This is a genomic window from Agrobacterium sp. CNPSo 3708 (assembly GCF_028674915.1).
GTDB classification, from domain to species: domain Bacteria; phylum Pseudomonadota; class Alphaproteobacteria; order Rhizobiales; family Rhizobiaceae; genus Agrobacterium; species Agrobacterium cavarae.
Map to the genome: position 1 here is coordinate 178,513 of NZ_JAQZSF010000008.1, position 15,601 is coordinate 194,113.

14 protein-coding genes are annotated in these 15,601 nt (G+C 58.3%); 7 read left to right on the forward strand and 7 right to left on the reverse strand.

Features of this window, described 5'->3' with window-relative positions:
- Window positions 1-79 precede the first annotated feature (79 nt).
- The 7 genes from lptF (at window position 80) to PVA19_RS18185 (ending at window position 8,609) form a co-directional block, all read left to right on the forward strand.
- Complete coding sequence (gene lptF, locus PVA19_RS18155) at window positions 80-1,249, forward strand: LPS export ABC transporter permease LptF (RefSeq protein ID WP_274103753.1); 1,170 nt, start codon at window positions 80-82, stop codon at window positions 1,247-1,249.
- On the forward strand, window positions 1,246-2,334 hold the full coding sequence (lptG, locus tag PVA19_RS18160; protein WP_062425614.1) for an LPS export ABC transporter permease LptG: 1,089 nt from the start codon (window positions 1,246-1,248) through the stop codon (window positions 2,332-2,334). Before lptF ends, lptG begins: the two co-directional genes overlap by 4 nt.
- Window positions 2,334-4,694, forward strand: a complete 2,361-nt coding sequence (locus PVA19_RS18165; RefSeq protein WP_274103754.1) for an LPS-assembly protein LptD — start codon at window positions 2,334-2,336, stop codon at window positions 4,692-4,694. Before lptG ends, PVA19_RS18165 begins: the two co-directional genes overlap by 1 nt.
- Window positions 4,695-5,018: 324 nt before the next feature.
- Window positions 5,019-5,960 (forward strand): SurA N-terminal domain-containing protein, encoded by a 942-nt coding sequence (locus PVA19_RS18170; RefSeq protein ID WP_062598224.1) that lies wholly within the window; start codon window positions 5,019-5,021, stop codon window positions 5,958-5,960.
- 115 nt (window positions 5,961-6,075) lie between these two features.
- Window positions 6,076-7,092 (forward strand): 4-hydroxythreonine-4-phosphate dehydrogenase PdxA, encoded by a 1,017-nt coding sequence (pdxA, locus tag PVA19_RS18175; protein ID WP_274103806.1) that lies wholly within the window; start codon window positions 6,076-6,078, stop codon window positions 7,090-7,092.
- Window positions 7,092-7,922, forward strand: coding sequence for a 16S rRNA (adenine(1518)-N(6)/adenine(1519)-N(6))-dimethyltransferase RsmA (rsmA, locus tag PVA19_RS18180; protein WP_113225406.1), 831 nt, complete (start codon window positions 7,092-7,094; stop codon window positions 7,920-7,922). Before pdxA ends, rsmA begins: the two co-directional genes overlap by 1 nt.
- 63 nt (window positions 7,923-7,985) lie before the next feature.
- Window positions 7,986-8,609: an alpha/beta hydrolase gene (locus tag PVA19_RS18185; RefSeq protein WP_274103755.1), complete on the forward strand. Its 624-nt coding sequence runs from the start codon at window positions 7,986-7,988 to the stop codon at window positions 8,607-8,609.
- Here the strand turns inward: PVA19_RS18185 and gmk are convergent, their stop codons facing one another.
- From gmk to fabD, 7 genes are all read right to left on the reverse strand, one after another.
- Window positions 8,610-9,272 (reverse strand): guanylate kinase, encoded by a 663-nt coding sequence (gene gmk / locus PVA19_RS18190; RefSeq protein ID WP_062425619.1) that lies wholly within the window; start codon window positions 9,270-9,272, stop codon window positions 8,610-8,612. It abuts the gene before it with no gap.
- Between the two features lie 5 nt (window positions 9,273-9,277).
- Window positions 9,278-10,165: a YicC/YloC family endoribonuclease gene (locus tag PVA19_RS18195; protein WP_274103756.1), complete on the reverse strand. Its 888-nt coding sequence runs from the start codon at window positions 10,163-10,165 to the stop codon at window positions 9,278-9,280.
- 58 nt (window positions 10,166-10,223) lie between these two features.
- On the reverse strand, window positions 10,224-11,441 hold the full coding sequence (mltG, locus tag PVA19_RS18200; RefSeq protein ID WP_113225403.1) for an endolytic transglycosylase MltG: 1,218 nt from the start codon (window positions 11,439-11,441) through the stop codon (window positions 10,224-10,226).
- A gap of 310 nt (window positions 11,442-11,751) precedes the next feature.
- On the reverse strand, window positions 11,752-13,014 hold the full coding sequence (gene fabF / locus PVA19_RS18205) for a beta-ketoacyl-ACP synthase II (protein WP_062425622.1): 1,263 nt from the start codon (window positions 13,012-13,014) through the stop codon (window positions 11,752-11,754).
- A 165-nt stretch (window positions 13,015-13,179) separates the two neighbouring features.
- Window positions 13,180-13,416, reverse strand: a complete 237-nt coding sequence (locus PVA19_RS18210) for an acyl carrier protein (RefSeq protein ID WP_027675866.1) — start codon at window positions 13,414-13,416, stop codon at window positions 13,180-13,182.
- Window positions 13,417-13,799: 383 nt separating this feature from the next.
- Window positions 13,800-14,537 carry a 3-oxoacyl-[acyl-carrier-protein] reductase gene (gene fabG, locus PVA19_RS18215; RefSeq protein WP_274103757.1) on the reverse strand — a complete coding sequence of 246 codons (738 nt, stop codon included), beginning with the start codon at window positions 14,535-14,537 and terminating at the stop codon, window positions 13,800-13,802.
- A 30-nt stretch (window positions 14,538-14,567) separates the two neighbouring features.
- The gene (gene fabD / locus PVA19_RS18220) at window positions 14,568-15,512 is read right to left on the reverse strand and encodes an ACP S-malonyltransferase (RefSeq protein ID WP_113225465.1); all 945 of its coding nucleotides are present in this window, start codon (window positions 15,510-15,512) and stop codon (window positions 14,568-14,570) included.
- Window positions 15,513-15,601 lie beyond the last annotated feature (89 nt).

The window sequence follows — 15,601 nt, forward strand, 5'->3', positions numbered from 1 at the left end:
GCCAAGCGGGATCGATGCGATTACATAGGGCCGGTTCCCTGCACGGGAAAAAAGAATGAAAAACGTTACCAGGGACTAAATGGCGCTTCTCGAACGGTACATATTGCGACGCACGACGCAGATGGTTCTCGTCGCGCTGATGCCCGTGCTGGCAATCATCTGGACGATCCAGGTTCTGCAAAGAATCAACCTCGTCACGGATAGCGGCCAGTCGATGGGCTCGTTCATGACGCTCGCGACCATGCTGTTGCCGACGCTCATTCCCGTCGTTCTACCCTTCGCGCTTGTCATTGGCGTGACGCAGACGCTCACCGCGATGAACACCGACTCGGAGCTCGCCATTATCGATGCGTCGGGCGCGCGCCGCACGATCATCTACAAGCCTGTCCTCTTTCTCGGCGCGGTGCTGAGCCTCGTCTCCTTCGGCATCACCAATTTTGCCGAGCCGCCGGCACGTGCCGCTGCGCGCCAGATGGTCGCTGCAGCCTATGCCGACCTCCTCTCCTCGGTGATCGAAGAGAAGACTTTCCGCACCATTCAGGATGGACTTTATGTGCAAATCGGCCAGCGTCAGGGCCGAATCCTTCGTGGGCTCTTCGTTGCCGACCGTCGCGATCCGAATTACGACCTTATTTATTATGCCAAGGAAGGCATGATCGATGAAGGTGGTACCTCACTCACCATGCGTGACGGTGAGGTTCAGCAGAAGACGCCGGACGGCAAGGTTTCGGTCGTCAAGTTCCTGTCCTACGCCTTCGATCTCTCGACCATGTCGGAGAAGTCCGACAATGAGCCGTCGCTGTCTGCCAGCGATGCCAGCCTGGCCTTCCTGCTGTCTCCCGACGAGAACCTGGAAAGCTACAAGAAAAATCCTGGAAGCTTCCGTTCGGAACTGCACCGGCGTCTCGTCGACTGGATGTTTCCCTTCGTGTTTGCTTTGATCTCGCTGGTCGTCGCAGGGGACGCGCGCTCTCACCGCGAGGCACGGCTACATCCCATGGTGGTTGCGCTGGTCACGGCCTTCATGCTGCGCTGGCTGGGCTTCTATTTCACCAATCAGGTGAAGCAGAGCGCTGCCTTCATTCCCTTCGTCTATGCCGTTCCGGTGGTCAGCGGCCTCATTGCCGCCTATCTGCTGGCGACCGGCCGCAAGCTGCATATGCCGTCCTTCCTTCATACCGCAACCCAGGCGCTCCAGCGTCGCGTCAGCCGGCCAAAGGTGAACGGTAACGGGGGACAGAGCGCATGATCTTCGGTACACTCGCCCGCTATTTTCTTCGTCGCTACGCCATGACCACCTTCTGGTTTCTGCTCGGCGTCTCGTCGATCATCTTTCTGGCCGATTTTAGCGAAACCGCACGACGCATGTCCGGTCTTCCCGGGTATTCCGTGCCGGCCGCACTGGGGCTAACGGCGCTTCGACTGCCGCTTATCCTACAGCAGACTGTTCCTTTCGTTGCCCTCTTCGTCGGCATGACGACGCTGATCTCGCTGAACCGCCGCTACGAGCTTGTGGTGACGCGCGCGGCGGGCATTTCCGTCTGGCAGTTCATGCTGCCCTTCATCACCGGCGCAATCCTGCTCGGCATCCTCTGCGTCGCGGCGCTCAATCCGCTCGCCGCCTGGGGCGAAAGCAAGTCGCTCTCCGTTGAGGCGGGATGGCGTAATGATGGCAGCGGCCCGCGTCAGCAGCAGGTAATTCCATGGCTGCGCCAAAGCAGCGGTGGAGAGGACACGATCATCGGAGCCAAGAGCTTCGAGGATAACGGCGCGCTGCTGAAAGATGTGGTGCTGATCCACCTCGACAAGAACGGCAACATCCTTTTCCGACAGGACGCCGCCTCGGCGAAGTTGGAAGATGGTTACTGGCTTCTTAACAACGTTTCGGAGATTCGGCCGGGTCACGTCCCCACCCATCAGGCGACGGCCAGAATCAGTACCAATTTGAGACAGGAATTCGTTCAAGAGCGTCTGACTCAGCCGGAAACCGTTGCTTTCTTTGATCTTTCTCGAAAAATCGAAGTGGCGAAATCCTTCGGCCTGTCATCCAAGGCACTCGAGACGCAATATCACTTCCTACTCTCCATGCCATTTCTACTGGTGGCGATGACGTTCATTGCGGCAACTGTTTCTCTAAAGTTCAGCCGTTTTGCACAGTCCCGTTCAGTGATTCTGGGTGGAATCCTTTCCGGCTTCGTGCTTTATGTGGTAACCGTGCTCGTAAGGGCATTCGGGAGTAGCGGCGTTGTTCCGCCCTTCGTTGCGGTCTGGATTCCAGTCGTCGTAGCGTTGGCATTGGGGGCAACCATTCTGCTTCATCAGGAGGACGGCTAGTGGCGGTATTTGACCGCGGGAATATCAGACGGCTTGCGGCAGCCCTTCTGACAGGGGCTTCTGTGTGCGCATACGTAGCTACCGCATCCAGCGCTTTCGCTGATGACGGGGTGATTGTGGGCGACGCTCAAGACCAATCAAAACTCCTGCTTACAGCAAATGAACTCACCTATAATCGTGACGCACAAGAAGTGATCGCGACGGGTGGCGTGCGCTTGAAATATTCCGGCTACCGCATGGTGGCCCAACGCATTGAATATAATCAGGGCACCGGTCGCGTCGTTGCCCGTGGAAACATCGAACTCATCGAGCCAAGCGGCAACCGCATCTATGCCGATGAGTTGGACGTGACCGACAATTTCTCGCAGGGCTTCGTGAATGCTCTGCGCGTGGAAACGACCGACAACACGCGCATTGCCGGCGAAAGTGCTGAACGCGTCAATGAGGATGTTATGATCCTCAACAACGGCGTTTATACGGCCTGCCTTCCCTGCGCCGAACGTCCCGACAAGCCGCCACTTTGGCAGGTCAAGGCAGAGCGCGTCATTCAGGACGGCAAGAGCCAGACGGTTCGATTGGAGAAGGCTCGTTTCGAGCTGTTCGGCAAGCCGATCGCCTATCTTCCGTTCCTCACCGTTCCCGACAACCGGGTAAAGCGCAAATCGGGCTTTTTGTTCCCGCAGATGAGCATAACCGACAAGCTCGGTTTCGGTATCGGCGTGCCCTATTATCAGGTGCTTGGCGATAGCGCGGATCTGACGGTCACACCGACCTTCTACACTGCCCAGGGCCTTCTGCTTCACGGTGAACTGCGCAACCGTTTCGAGATGGGAACGCACACGCTGACATTTGCCGGCATCGACCAGCGCGACCCGGAACGATTCGACTCTGGCACCAGCGACGCGCTGAACGACCGTCGCGGCATGGTTGCCAGCAAGGGTGACTTCAAGATCAATCCTCGCTGGTCATTCGGCTGGGACGTCATGGTGCAGTCCGACAACAACTTCGCCCGCACCTATGACCTCAAGGGCTATAAGAGCGAAACCCAGACCAACAAGCTTTACCTCACCGGCCTCGGTGATCGTAACAGCTTCGATGCCAATGCCTACTACTTCAACGTCCAGGACAAGGACGACTTCGAGTTGGAAGAGCGCAGGCAGGCGATTGTCCATCCAGCCGTTGACTATCGTTACTTCCTTCCCGATCCCGTCTATGGCGGCGAGCTTTCGCTGACGACGAACCTCACGAGCCTGACGCGCCGCAATCAGGATGCCTACGCGCTCGGAACCTCCAACCGCTTCCCGGGTCTTGAAGGCACCTATACGCGCCTGACGACGGAAGCCGAGTGGAAGAGAACCTACACCTTCGACAGCGGCCTTCAACTGACACCGCTCGGCGCCCTTCGTGGAGACATCTTCTCCACCGATATGGCGACACAGGGTCTCGCCTATGGCAGTTCGATTGACGATGACGCGGCCTTCCGCGGCATGGCAACGCTTGGTCTCGAAGCACGATATCCGATTTTGTTCACGGCGCAGAACAGCAGCCACGTGATTGAGCCGATCGCTCAGGTATTCGTGCGTCCGGATGAGCAATTTGCCGGTCGCCTTCCAAACGAAGATTCGCAGGCCTTCGTCTTCGATGCGACCAACCTGTTCGAACGCGACAAGTTCACGGGCTTCGACCGTGTCGAAGGCGGCACGCGTGCCAATCTCGGCTTCCGCTATAACGGCACGTTCGACAATGGCTACGGCATCCGCGCGATTGCGGGTCAGTCCTTCCATCTGGCCGGCGAGAATTCTTTCGCCTCCCCGGATCTGGTCAATGCCGGTGCCGATTCCGGTCTGGAATCGGACCGCTCCGACTACGTGACGATGGCGGCGATCGATGCGCCGATCGGTCTGTCCTTCTCCAACAGCTTGCGTCTGGACAAGGATAACTTCGAGATCAACCGGATGGAGAACAGCGTCCACTACACGGACAACCGTTTTACCGGCAAGGTCAGCTATACGCAGGTCAAGGCACAGCCGAATTACGGCTATGACCGTGATCGTGACATCATCCAGACGTCGGGCAAGATCCGCCTCGACGACAATTGGGCTCTGTTCGGCGCGATCAACTACGACTTGAACAACAAGTTCTCGAGCGAGCGCCGTATCGGTGTTCTCTATCAGGACGAGTGCACCATCTTTACCGTCAGCTACTCGGATGAGGGTAACCTCAGCACCGTGCGCGAGGCGGCAAATGACTGGTCGATCAATGCCCGCCTCGCCTTCCGCACACTCGGCGACATCAGCGTCGGCTCGGCTGCGGAAGACTGGGACAAGGCCGATATTGGCTGGCAGCCAAACAACTACTGATAGCCTAGACCTTACAAAACAACGGCGGGATTTTCCCGCCGTTTTCATTTGTAGCGACACCTCCACCGGGTGTGGCGCTCGATATCATGTCATCGACAGACTGCAGTTAAGGTCACGCTTTTGCCGTAGATATCGACGATCTGGTTGTGACGGACGATTGCGGTGGTAATCATTCCAGTGATATACACGGGCGCGTTCATATTTAGGATCGCGGAAGAAGGCGAAGCATCACCGTGAGGTGAGCATATAAACTTCATGCCGCGAGAGTTTCAAAAGCAATGCCGTGGAACCGGTCCAATGGCTTGCCGAGAGGGAGAGACCAGGATGAACTTCGGAAAGAAGGCGATGCGCAGCGTCGCGTTTGCCTTTGCGATCTTCGCAGTTCCCATGATTGTCGCGCCGCAGGCGAATGTCGCTTTTGCCGACAGCGCGGTGAAGATCGTCGTCAACAAGACACCGATCACCTCTGACGATATTGCACGCCGCGTGGCTTTCTTGAAGCTGCAGCGGCAGTCGGGCAATCTCAACGAGAAGGCCCGCGAACAGCTGATCGAGGAGGCTTTGAAGCGCGAGGAAATCGCCCGCGTCAAGGCTTCGGTCAGCACCGCAGATGTCGATGCCGCCTTCGGCCGCTTTGCTGCCAGCAACAAGTTGACGAAAGACCAACTGACCAAGGTGCTGACCCAGGCTGGCGTGGGTGCCGACCACTTCAAATCCTTCATCGCCGTGCAGATGAGCTGGCCACGCCTGGTCAATGCGCGCTACGGCGGCAAGAACCGCATGTCGACACAGGACTTCATCACGCGTCTCAAGGAGCGCGGCCAGAAGCCTGTGACGTCGGAATACTTCCTGCAGCAGATAATTTTCGTCGTACCGGAATCGAAGAAGTCCATCATCGGCAAACGCAAGAGCGAAGCGGAAGCGTCCCGTAAGCGCTATCCCGGCTGCGAGCAGGCAAAGACCTTCGCAGCCACGATGCTGGATGTTTCGATCAAGGACCTTGGCCGGATTCTCGAACCGGAACTTCCCACGGAGTGGAAGGACCTGGTTACCAAGACGCCTGAGGGCGGCACCACCGCCACGCGCGTGACCGAGAAGGGCGTCGAGTACCTGGCTGTCTGCAAGAAGCAGCAGGTTTCCGATGACTATGCGGCGGAAGTTGTCTTTCGTGCCGAAGACCTGAGCAAGGCGGAAAAGGGTGAGAACCCGAACGAGAAGAAGTATCTGGACGAGCTTCGCAGCAAGGCACAGATCACTCAAACCTGATCCTGGTGCGGCACCCTGATGCGGTGCCGCTATGGTTTCCAAGATATCAAAATGCCGCTGATCGGCAGGGTCGCACCTTTCGAGACCAGCGCAACAGGTGAAAGATCCGAACGTCGTGACGTCGCTTGAACTGCCTCTCGCTTTGACACAGGGCGATCCCGCCGGCATCGGTCCCGATATCGCGCTTGCAGCCTGGGCAAGACGTGATGAACTCAGTGTTCCGCCATTTCTCTTCGTCGGTGATCCAGACGTGCTGACGAGCCGGGCAAATATTCTTGACATTCCGGTCAACATCGTCACCTGCGAGGCTGAAGAAGCAGTTTCTGCATTCACCACCGGCCTGCCCGTTTTGCCTGTTCCTGTCGGTTTTGACGTACAGGCAGGCCAACCTCATGTCGGCACAGCCATCTCCACCATCAAGGCCATCGAGACCGCTGCCTCGTTGACGATGGCGAGAAAGGCGGCTGCCGTCGTTACCAATCCGATCGCCAAAGCCGTGCTTTACGAAGCCGGCTTCGGCTTCCCCGGCCACACAGAATTCCTTGCGGATCTCGCGCTCAAGCACACAGGCCAGGCAGCGCGACCGGTCATGATGATCGCCGGGCCAAAGCTGCGTGTCGTGCCTGTGACGATCCACATTCCCATCAAGGATGTGGCATCTGCTCTGACGGAGGAGCTCATCATCGATACATGCCGGATCGTTGCCAACGACCTGACGAGCAAGTTCGGCATGGATGCGCCAAGACTGGCAGTCGCTGGGCTAAACCCACATGCGGGCGAAGACGGTGCGATCGGCACGGAAGATCGCGATATCATCCATCCGGCGACCATGCAGTTGCGCAAGGATGGCATCGACGCATTCGGCCCTCTGCCGGCCGACACCATGTTCCATGATGCCGCGCGCAAGCGTTATGACGTTGCGATCTGCATGTATCACGATCAGGGCCTGATTCCGGCTAAGGCACTCGGCTTCGATGACTCGGTCAATGTGACGCTCGGCCTGCCCTTCATCCGCACGTCACCCGATCATGGCACCGCCTTCGGTATTGCCGGACAGGGTATCGCCAACTGCTCAAGCCTTGTGGCGTCGTTGAAGATGGCGGCCGAGATCGCTGCGCGGCAGGTTTCGTGATGGCAGCAATCGATGGTCTTCCGCCGCTGCGCGACGTCATCCAGCGCCACGGCCTTGATGCGAAGAAGTCGCTCGGTCAGAACTTCCTTTTCGACCTTAATCTGACGCAGAAGATCGCGCGTACCGCCGGTCCTCTAGACGGTGTTACAGTTTTCGAGGTCGGGCCTGGCCCAGGTGGCTTGACCCGCGCCATTCTCTCGCTTGGCGCAAAAAAGGTGATTGCCGTAGAGCGAGACAGCCGCTGTCTTCCAGCACTGGCGGAAATTGCCGATCACTATCCCGGACGGCTGGACGTGATCGAAGGCGACGCGCTCAAGACCGATTTCGAAGCCCTTGTTCCCAAGGGCGAACCGGTCCGCATCATCGCCAACCTCCCCTATAATGTCGGCACCCAGCTTCTGGTCAACTGGCTTCTGCCGAAGGAATGGCCGCCATTCTGGCTGTCCATGACGCTGATGTTCCAGAAGGAAGTCGGACAGCGCATTGTTGCCGAAGAAGGCGATAACCACTATGGCCGCCTCGGTGTACTCACGGGCTGGCGCACCGTGCCGGAAATGGCTTTCGATGTTCCGCCACAAGCCTTCAGCCCACCGCCCAAAGTCACCTCGACCGTCGTGCATCTCCTGCCCAAGGAAAAGCCGCTGGCCTGCGATGTTGAGAAGCTTGAGAAGGTCACGGAAGCGGCCTTCGGCCAACGCCGCAAGATGCTGCGCCAGAGCGTGAAAAGCATCGGCGGAGAAGCCCTGCTTGAAAAGGCGGACATCGACCCAACAAGACGCGCTGAAACGCTCTCGGTCGAAGAGTTCGTGCGGCTGGCGAACAGTTTGTAATCCTGTCAGGGGTATTACCAAGCCGACATTCATCTTGTTTTAGACCCTGCCGAGAGGGCCGCCATGAACGATGCCGGTTTCCAATACGAGCTTGCTGTCCCATCAGGAACCGCAGACTGCGTCGTGGTGCTTCTCCATGGCTCAGGACGGGATGAGAACGACCTCCTGGCATTCGGCAGGGCGGTGTTTCCCAATGCCGTTCTTTATGCCCTACGCGGCGCGGTGCCCTGGGAAAATGGTTACGCATTTTTCCGCAGAAAGCCCGACCGGCAAATCAACGTGGACGATCTGAGAGCGCAGGCGACCAGGCTCTGCATGTTCATGGATTTTGTCATCCGTCAGACAGGCGAGATGCCGTTTCTCGTCGGCTACTCAAATGGTGCAATCATGGCGGCTGAGGTGCTGTGCCAGAATGGCAGCATGGCGCGAGGAGCCATCCTCTTGCGGCCGCTTTCACCTAGAAGACATGAAGAACTCCCTAGCCTCACCGGCTTTCCCGTCCTGCTGCTTGCTGCCAAGCACGATGAACGGCGCGCGGAGAACGACGCGCGTGATCTGGCAGACCAGTTCACTAGTGCTGGAGCGGATGTTCGTCTCGAAATGCTCGAGGGTGGTCACGGCTGGGCGGAAGACGCAGCCGATGAAAAGCTGTCTCGTAAGTGGCTGGCAATTAAAGAACCGGGCTGATTAAAGCTGCGGCTCTTCCTCCAACAATCCCCTGACGAAATCGAACATGCCGTGGCGACGGTTGCGGCGGACACGTTCGGCCTTGACGATGGCTTCGACGGCCGAAAAAGCTGCCTGAAGATCGTCATTGAGGATCACATAGTCATAGTCCCGCCAGTGCTCGATCTCGGCGCGCGAATTGGCGAGGCGTGTGCGGATCACTTCTTCGGTGTCTTCGGCGCGGCGATGCAGGCGCGACTGCAGTTCGGTCATGGTCGGCGGCAAAATGAAGATCGACACCACGTCTGCCTGCATCTTGTCCTGAAGCTGTTCTGCGCCCTGCCAGTCGATATCGAACAGCATGTCGCGACCTTCAGACATGGCCTGCTCTACCGGCGCGCGCGGCGTTCCGTAGAAATTGCCGTGCACTTCCGCCCATTCCAGCAGTTGATCGCTGTCTCGCAGCACCTCGAATTCACGCTTGGTGATGAAGTGATAATGAATGCCTTCGATCTCGCTCTGCCGACGCTGCCGCGTCGTGACACTCACCGACAGGCTGATATTCTTGTCCCGATCCAGCAGGTTTCTGGCGATGGTGGACTTGCCCGCACCTGACGGCGAGGACATGACCAGCATCAACCCTCTACGGGCGATATGAACGGGAGAGCTATCTGCTGGTACCATGGAGCCTACTCCAGATTTTGAACCTGTTCGCGGAATTGGTCGATCACGACTTTCAATTCGATACCAGCAGCGGTTACAGCACTGGCATTGGATTTGGAACAGATCGTATTCGACTCCCGGTTAAATTCCTGTGCAAGAAAATCGAGCTTGCGCCCGACAGGCCCGCCGGTGGCGAGAAGTTCACGCGCCGCTGACACATGCGAGGTCAGCCGGTCAATCTCCTCGCGCAGATCCGCCTTGGTGGCCAGCAATGCGGCTTCCGCATAAAGGCGCTCGCGATCAAGACCTCCATTGCCATCGCCGATCAAGGCGATCTGCGCTTCCAGCCTCGCCCGGATGTGCTCCGGCTGGCGGGAGGGATCGGCTTCGATGATAGATGTCAGCTGTTCGATACGGTCGATATGGGTGGAAAGCAGCGTGTAGAGCGATGCACCTTCCCTTTCACGCATGGCTTTCAACGAAGCGACGGCCGCGGAGAATCCGTCAACGATATCGGCGTTGCGGGCAGCTTGCGCATCTTCCGTTTCCTCTGGCTCGCGAAACTCAACGAGACCGCGCACCGACAGCAACGTATCAAAGCTGAGCGGCGCGTCGCTGACCGCATTTCCCAGTTCCTGCTTCAAGGCAAGGACCGCATCCAGCGCGTCACGGTTGACGACGGCCTCAAGCTTGGTCTCTGATGCAGAGACCGAGAGCCCGGCCTGAATGTTACCGCGCGACAGGCTTTTCGATGCGATGTCACGGAGCGCCGTCTCCAGTGCCTCCATGCCCGATGGCAGGCGCAGCCTTAGATCCAGCCCCTTGCCATTGACGGAGCGCAACTCCCAGGCCCAGCGATATCGTCCGGAGGAGCCTTCGCTGCGCGCGAAGCCCGTCATGGATTGCAATGTCATTCGAATGTCCCCCAGACGCTTGCGTGCGTGCGGCCACGCAGCCGCAGCCAGCCCTCTATTAATTCGCCGGTTTCTCTGCCTGATTACCGCCTGGCTGACCGTCGACAACGGTTTCGGAGTTTCCGCCGCTAGCAGCCTTTTCGGCTTCGATCTTTCTCCAGCGACGGACATTGGCGTTGTGCTCGTCCAGCGTCTTGGCAAAGACATGGCCGCCTGTGCCATCGGCTACAAAGTAGAGATCGTCTGTCCGCCAGGGATTGGCCGTTGCCTCAAGCGCTGCCCGGCCGGGATTGGCGATCGGGTGCGGCGGCAGGCCGCGGATGATATAGGTGTTGAACGGCGTCTCTTTTTGCAGGTCCGACTGATAGATCGGCCGGTCGGATGGTTTGCCCTCACCGCCAAACAGACCGTAGATGATCGTCGGATCGGATTGCAGACGCATATTCTTTTTCATCCGGTTATAGAAGACGGACGCGACGTGCCCACGCTCATCATCCTTGCCGGTTTCCTTCTCGACGATGGAAGCAAGTGTGATGAATTCCTCGACGGTCTTCAGCGGCAGGTCCGGGTCGCGCCGCTGCCACAGCATGTCGACGAGCTTTGTCTGCGCTGCGCGCATCTGGCGCACGATTTCTTCCCGCTTGGTACCGCGGGTAAAGGGATAGGTGTCCGGACGCAGGCTGCCTTCCGGTGGCAATTCGGTCGGAAGATCACCTTCGAGCACAGGGTCGGATTCAAGGCGCGCGAACATCTGTTTGACCGTCAGGCCTTCCGGGAAAGCAACTGTGTAGAGGATCGACTTGCCCGATTCCAGCAAGGACAGAATATCCTTCATCGATGCATGGGCCTTGATCTCATATTCGCCCGGTTTCGGCGTCTGACCGGCCTCCATGTAACGATCTGCCATCAGGCGGAAGATGCGTCCGTTGGAAATGGCGTCGCTTCGCTCCAGCGTGTTGGCGATTTCCGCCAGACCGGCGCCATTGCGCACCGTAATGGTCGTGTTGGTCGGCAGCGGGCCCGGCTCATGGAACGAGTGGATCATGTAGTAGAAGCCCGCGATACCTACCACGGTGACGGCCACGATCAGCGTCATCAAAAAATTCAGGAAGATCACTGTCTGGCTGTGGGCCTTGCGCGAGCGCTTCGGCGGCTCAGGCACTTTTTCAGGTCTCAGAGCCTCGGTCGGCGATTTGGGAATGATCGGTCCACCCTTGCTCTCATAGGAGCTGTTGCGGTCGTAGGGCGGCTGATTGTTCTCTCTGTTATCGCTCACCGGCGGTCCTTTTCAGTTCGGCATTACAACGGCTTATTTGAGCAGGCAATGCGGCAAAAACAGGTTCGGCAGGCTATTCTGCACTCTCAACCGGCTGACGGATCAAACACATCTTCGTTGACGAAGCGAGGTTCCTCCACCGTTCCAGTTCATCGAAAACGGACGCGCTCGCATCCTTGGTTTCGAAGAGCTGGCAGATCAGGCAATCCCGGCAACTCGCCGGGAAAGCTGAAAAACGTTCTGATCGATTCTTGGAAGGGCGGCAAGTGGCCGCCCCATGCTGGCAGACTTAGAGCGTCAGTCCAGACACTCAGCCTTCGTAACGGCGCAGGACCAGAGATGCATTCGTGCCGCCAAAGCCGAAGGAGTTCGAAAGCGCCACATTGACGTCGCGCTTGCGCGCCTTGTGCGGCACCAGATCGATCGCGGTCTCGACATCGGGATTGTCGAGATTGAGCGTCGGCGGGACGATGTTGTCGCGGATGGCAAGCGTCGCGAAGATCGCTTCGATCGCGCCTGCTGCACCGAGAAGATGGCCTGTCGCCGACTTGGTCGACGACATGGAAATCTTCGAGGCAGAGTCACCCACCAGACGCTCGACCGCGCCAAGCTCGATCGTGTCGGCCATTGTGGAGGTGCCGTGGGCGTTGATGTAATCTATGTCGGCTGGCGTCAGGCCGGCACGCTTGAGCGCCATGGCCATGCAGCGATAGGCACCTTCGCCATCTTCGGACGGAGCGGTGATGTGGTAAGCATCGCCGGAGAGACCATAGCCGACGACTTCGGCATAGATCTTCGCGCCACGTGCCTTTGCATGTTCCAGCTCTTCGAGAACGACAATGCCGGCGCCCTCGCCCATGACGAAACCGTCACGGTCGCGGTCATAGGGGCGCGATGCCTTCTGCGGATCGTCATTGTGCTGGGTGGACAGCGCCTTGCAGGCGGCAAAGCCAGCGAGTGAAATACGGCAGACGGGCGATTCAGCACCACCTGCAACCATCACATCGGCGTCTCCAAGCGCGATCAGACGGGAAGCATCACCAATCGCGTGCGCACCGGTGGAGCATGCCGTGACGACCGAATGGTTCGGGCCGCGCAGCTTGTGCCTGATGGACACCTGGCCGGAAACGAGATTGATCAAACGACCGGGAATGAAAAAGGGCGAGACGCGGCGCGGGCCTTTATCGCGAAGCGTGTATCCTGCTTCCACGATGCCTTCGAGGCCACCGATACCGGAGCCGATCAGCACACCAGTCATGATCTGGTCTTCGTCAGTTGCAGGATGCCAGTTGGCGTCGTTCAGCGCCATCTCGGCGGCGGCCATGCCATAGATGATGAAGGGATCGACCTTGCGCTGTTCCTTCGGCTCCATCCAGTCATCGGCATTGAAGGTGCCATCGGTGCCGTCACCGACAGGAATGCGGCAGGCAATTTTCGCGGGCAGATCTTCGACTTCGAATTCCGTGACGAGACGGGCGCCATTCTGACCGGCCAAAAGCCGCTCCCAGGTCACTTCCGTTCCACAGCCAAGGGGAGATACCATGCCGGTACCCGTGATAACGACACGTCTCAAAGTCAATTGTGCGCCCTCATAGTCCAATCATAGGTGTTTGGTATATGTCATCTTGCGTGCGACAAGCGTCATCCGGCCCAAAGAGACCGCATGATAAAATATTGGCCCGGACAGGCCGGGCCACATCGGGAAGGCTTTTAGGCCTTCCCTTGATCCATTCAAAGATTAGGCCTGAGCCTTTTCGATGAACTTGACAGCGTCGCCAACAGTCAGGATCGAGTCAGCTGCGTCGTCTGGAATTTCAACGCCGAATTCTTCTTCGAACGCCATAACCAGTTCAACGGTGTCGAGCGAGTCAGCGCCCAGGTCGTCGATGAAGCTTGCGCCTTCAACGACTTTGTCGGCGTCAACGCCAAGATGATCAACTACAATTTTCTTTACGCGTTCTGCGATATCGCTCATGTCGGTTTCCTCGACCTTTACTTTGAAAGGAATGCCCCTTCAGGCACCCTGCCCTGTTAAAACCCCCAAGCGCCCCTTTAAGGCAAGCACCGTGGGCAAACCCGTTCAACCCGGTCAAGCTAACATCGTCGCAAGAAATCGCAACGGTCGCCTGTCACTCCGGGACGACTGTTCACAGTCTTCGCCCGCTTAACATGCTTTCCTGCGGGAAAAAAGCCTTAAAATAGCGCTAACACACGCGCTCTACAGGCAATTTTCTTTTCGATACATGTCAGAAGTCGAAGTGTGCAAGCGCCACCACAGCAAGATGCAAGGCGCTTTCACCTGTTGGATCGTCCAATCACCCCTCACGAAAATCGCAGCGGATTTTCATGCAGGATGGATTAGATCATGGCCATGCCGCCATTTACGTGAAGAGTCTGACCGGTCATGTAACCGGCCTCGTTAGAGGCAAGATAAAGCACGGCAGAAGCGATTTCAGCGCCCGTACCCATGCGCTTCATCGGGATCGCCCCCATGATGCCTTCCTTCTGCTTGTCGTTCAGCTTGCCAGTCATCGCGCTTTCGATGAAGCCCGGTGCCACGCAGTTGACGGTCACGTTGCGCAAAGCAATTTCCTGTGCCAGCGACTTGGAGAAGCCGATCATGCCGGCCTTCGAGGCGCAGTAATTCGTCTGGCCCGCATTGCCGGTGACGCCGACGATGGAGGTGATGTTGATGATGCGGCCGAAACGGCGGCGCATCATCGGGTGGGTCAGCTCACGTGTCAGGCGGAACATGGACGTCAGATTGACCTCGATGACATTGTCCCAGTCTTCATCGCTCATGCGAACGAAAAGGCCATCCTTGGTGATGCCCGCATTGTTGACGAGGATGTCGACGCCTTCGAGTTCGGCTTCCGCCTTCTCGCCAAGTGCCTTTACCTCTGCGCGGTCAGCCAGGTTGGCCGGAAAAATCTTGACGCGCTCGCCAAGCTCGGAGGCCAATGCCTCGAGCTTTTCGACGCGGGTGCCGTGAAGGCCAACGGTTGCGCCCTGCGCGTGGAGAATACGGGCGATTTCTTCGCCGATGCCGCCGGTCGCGCCGGTAATGAGAGCCTTGCGGCCAGTCAGATCAAACATGCTGTTCGTCCTTTTATTTTTCTCTTGAACTCAGCCGAGAAGCGTCTGAAGTGCGGCTTCGATATCCGCAGGGGAATTGACGGCAACGCCGTTGACGGTCTTGTCGATGCGGCGAGCGAGACCCGTCAGAACCTTGCCGGAGCCGATCTCGTAAAGTGTCGTCACGTCATTGGCGGCAAACCACTCGACCGTTTCGCGCCAGCGAACCTGGCCTGTCACCTGCTCGACCAGCAGGGCGGCAATCTCCTCGGCATCCGACACGGGTGCTGCGCGCACATTGGCGACAACCGGAACGACCGGATTGTTCTTCTTGACAGAAGCCAGCGCCTCGCGCATCGCCTCTGCAGCAGGTGCCATCAGCGCCGAGTGGAAGGGTGCGGAGACCGGCAGCATGATGGCGCGCTTGGCGCCCTTCTCTGAAGCAAGAGCTGCTGCCTTTTCCACCGGTGCCTTAGCGCCGGAAATGACCAACTGGCCGCCGCCATTGTCATTGGCAATCTGGCAGACGCCCCCGGCAGCCGCTTCGGCGCAAATGGCCTCTACATCGCCATGCTCGAGGCCGATGATCGCCGCCATGGCGCCCTGGCCTACGGGAACGGCAGCCTGCATGGCATTGCCACGGATGCGCAAAAGACGGGCGGTATCGGCCAGCGAGAAGGTACCGGCTGCACAAAGCGCCGAATATTCGCCAAGCGAATGACCCGCAACGTAGGATACTTTTTCAGCGAGCTTCAGGCCACGCGCTTCCAAGACGCGCATCACGGCGACAGAAACCGCCATCAGGGCCGGCTGTGCATTGGCGGTCAGCGTCAGCGTCTCTTCCGGACCATTCCACATGATGTCGGACAGTTTCTGTCCCAGTGCTTCATCGACTTCCTCGAAAACGGCGCGGGCTTCTGCAAAATTCTCCGCCAGATCCTTGCCCATGCCGACAGCCTGGCTGCCCTGACCGGGAAATGTGAATGCGATAGCCATGGAATGCGGTCCTTCTTTTTGGGCCTGTTCTCGGGCCTTCCCTTCCATTGTGGGGCTTTCCATTCACATTCCGGCCCGCAAAGTCAAGG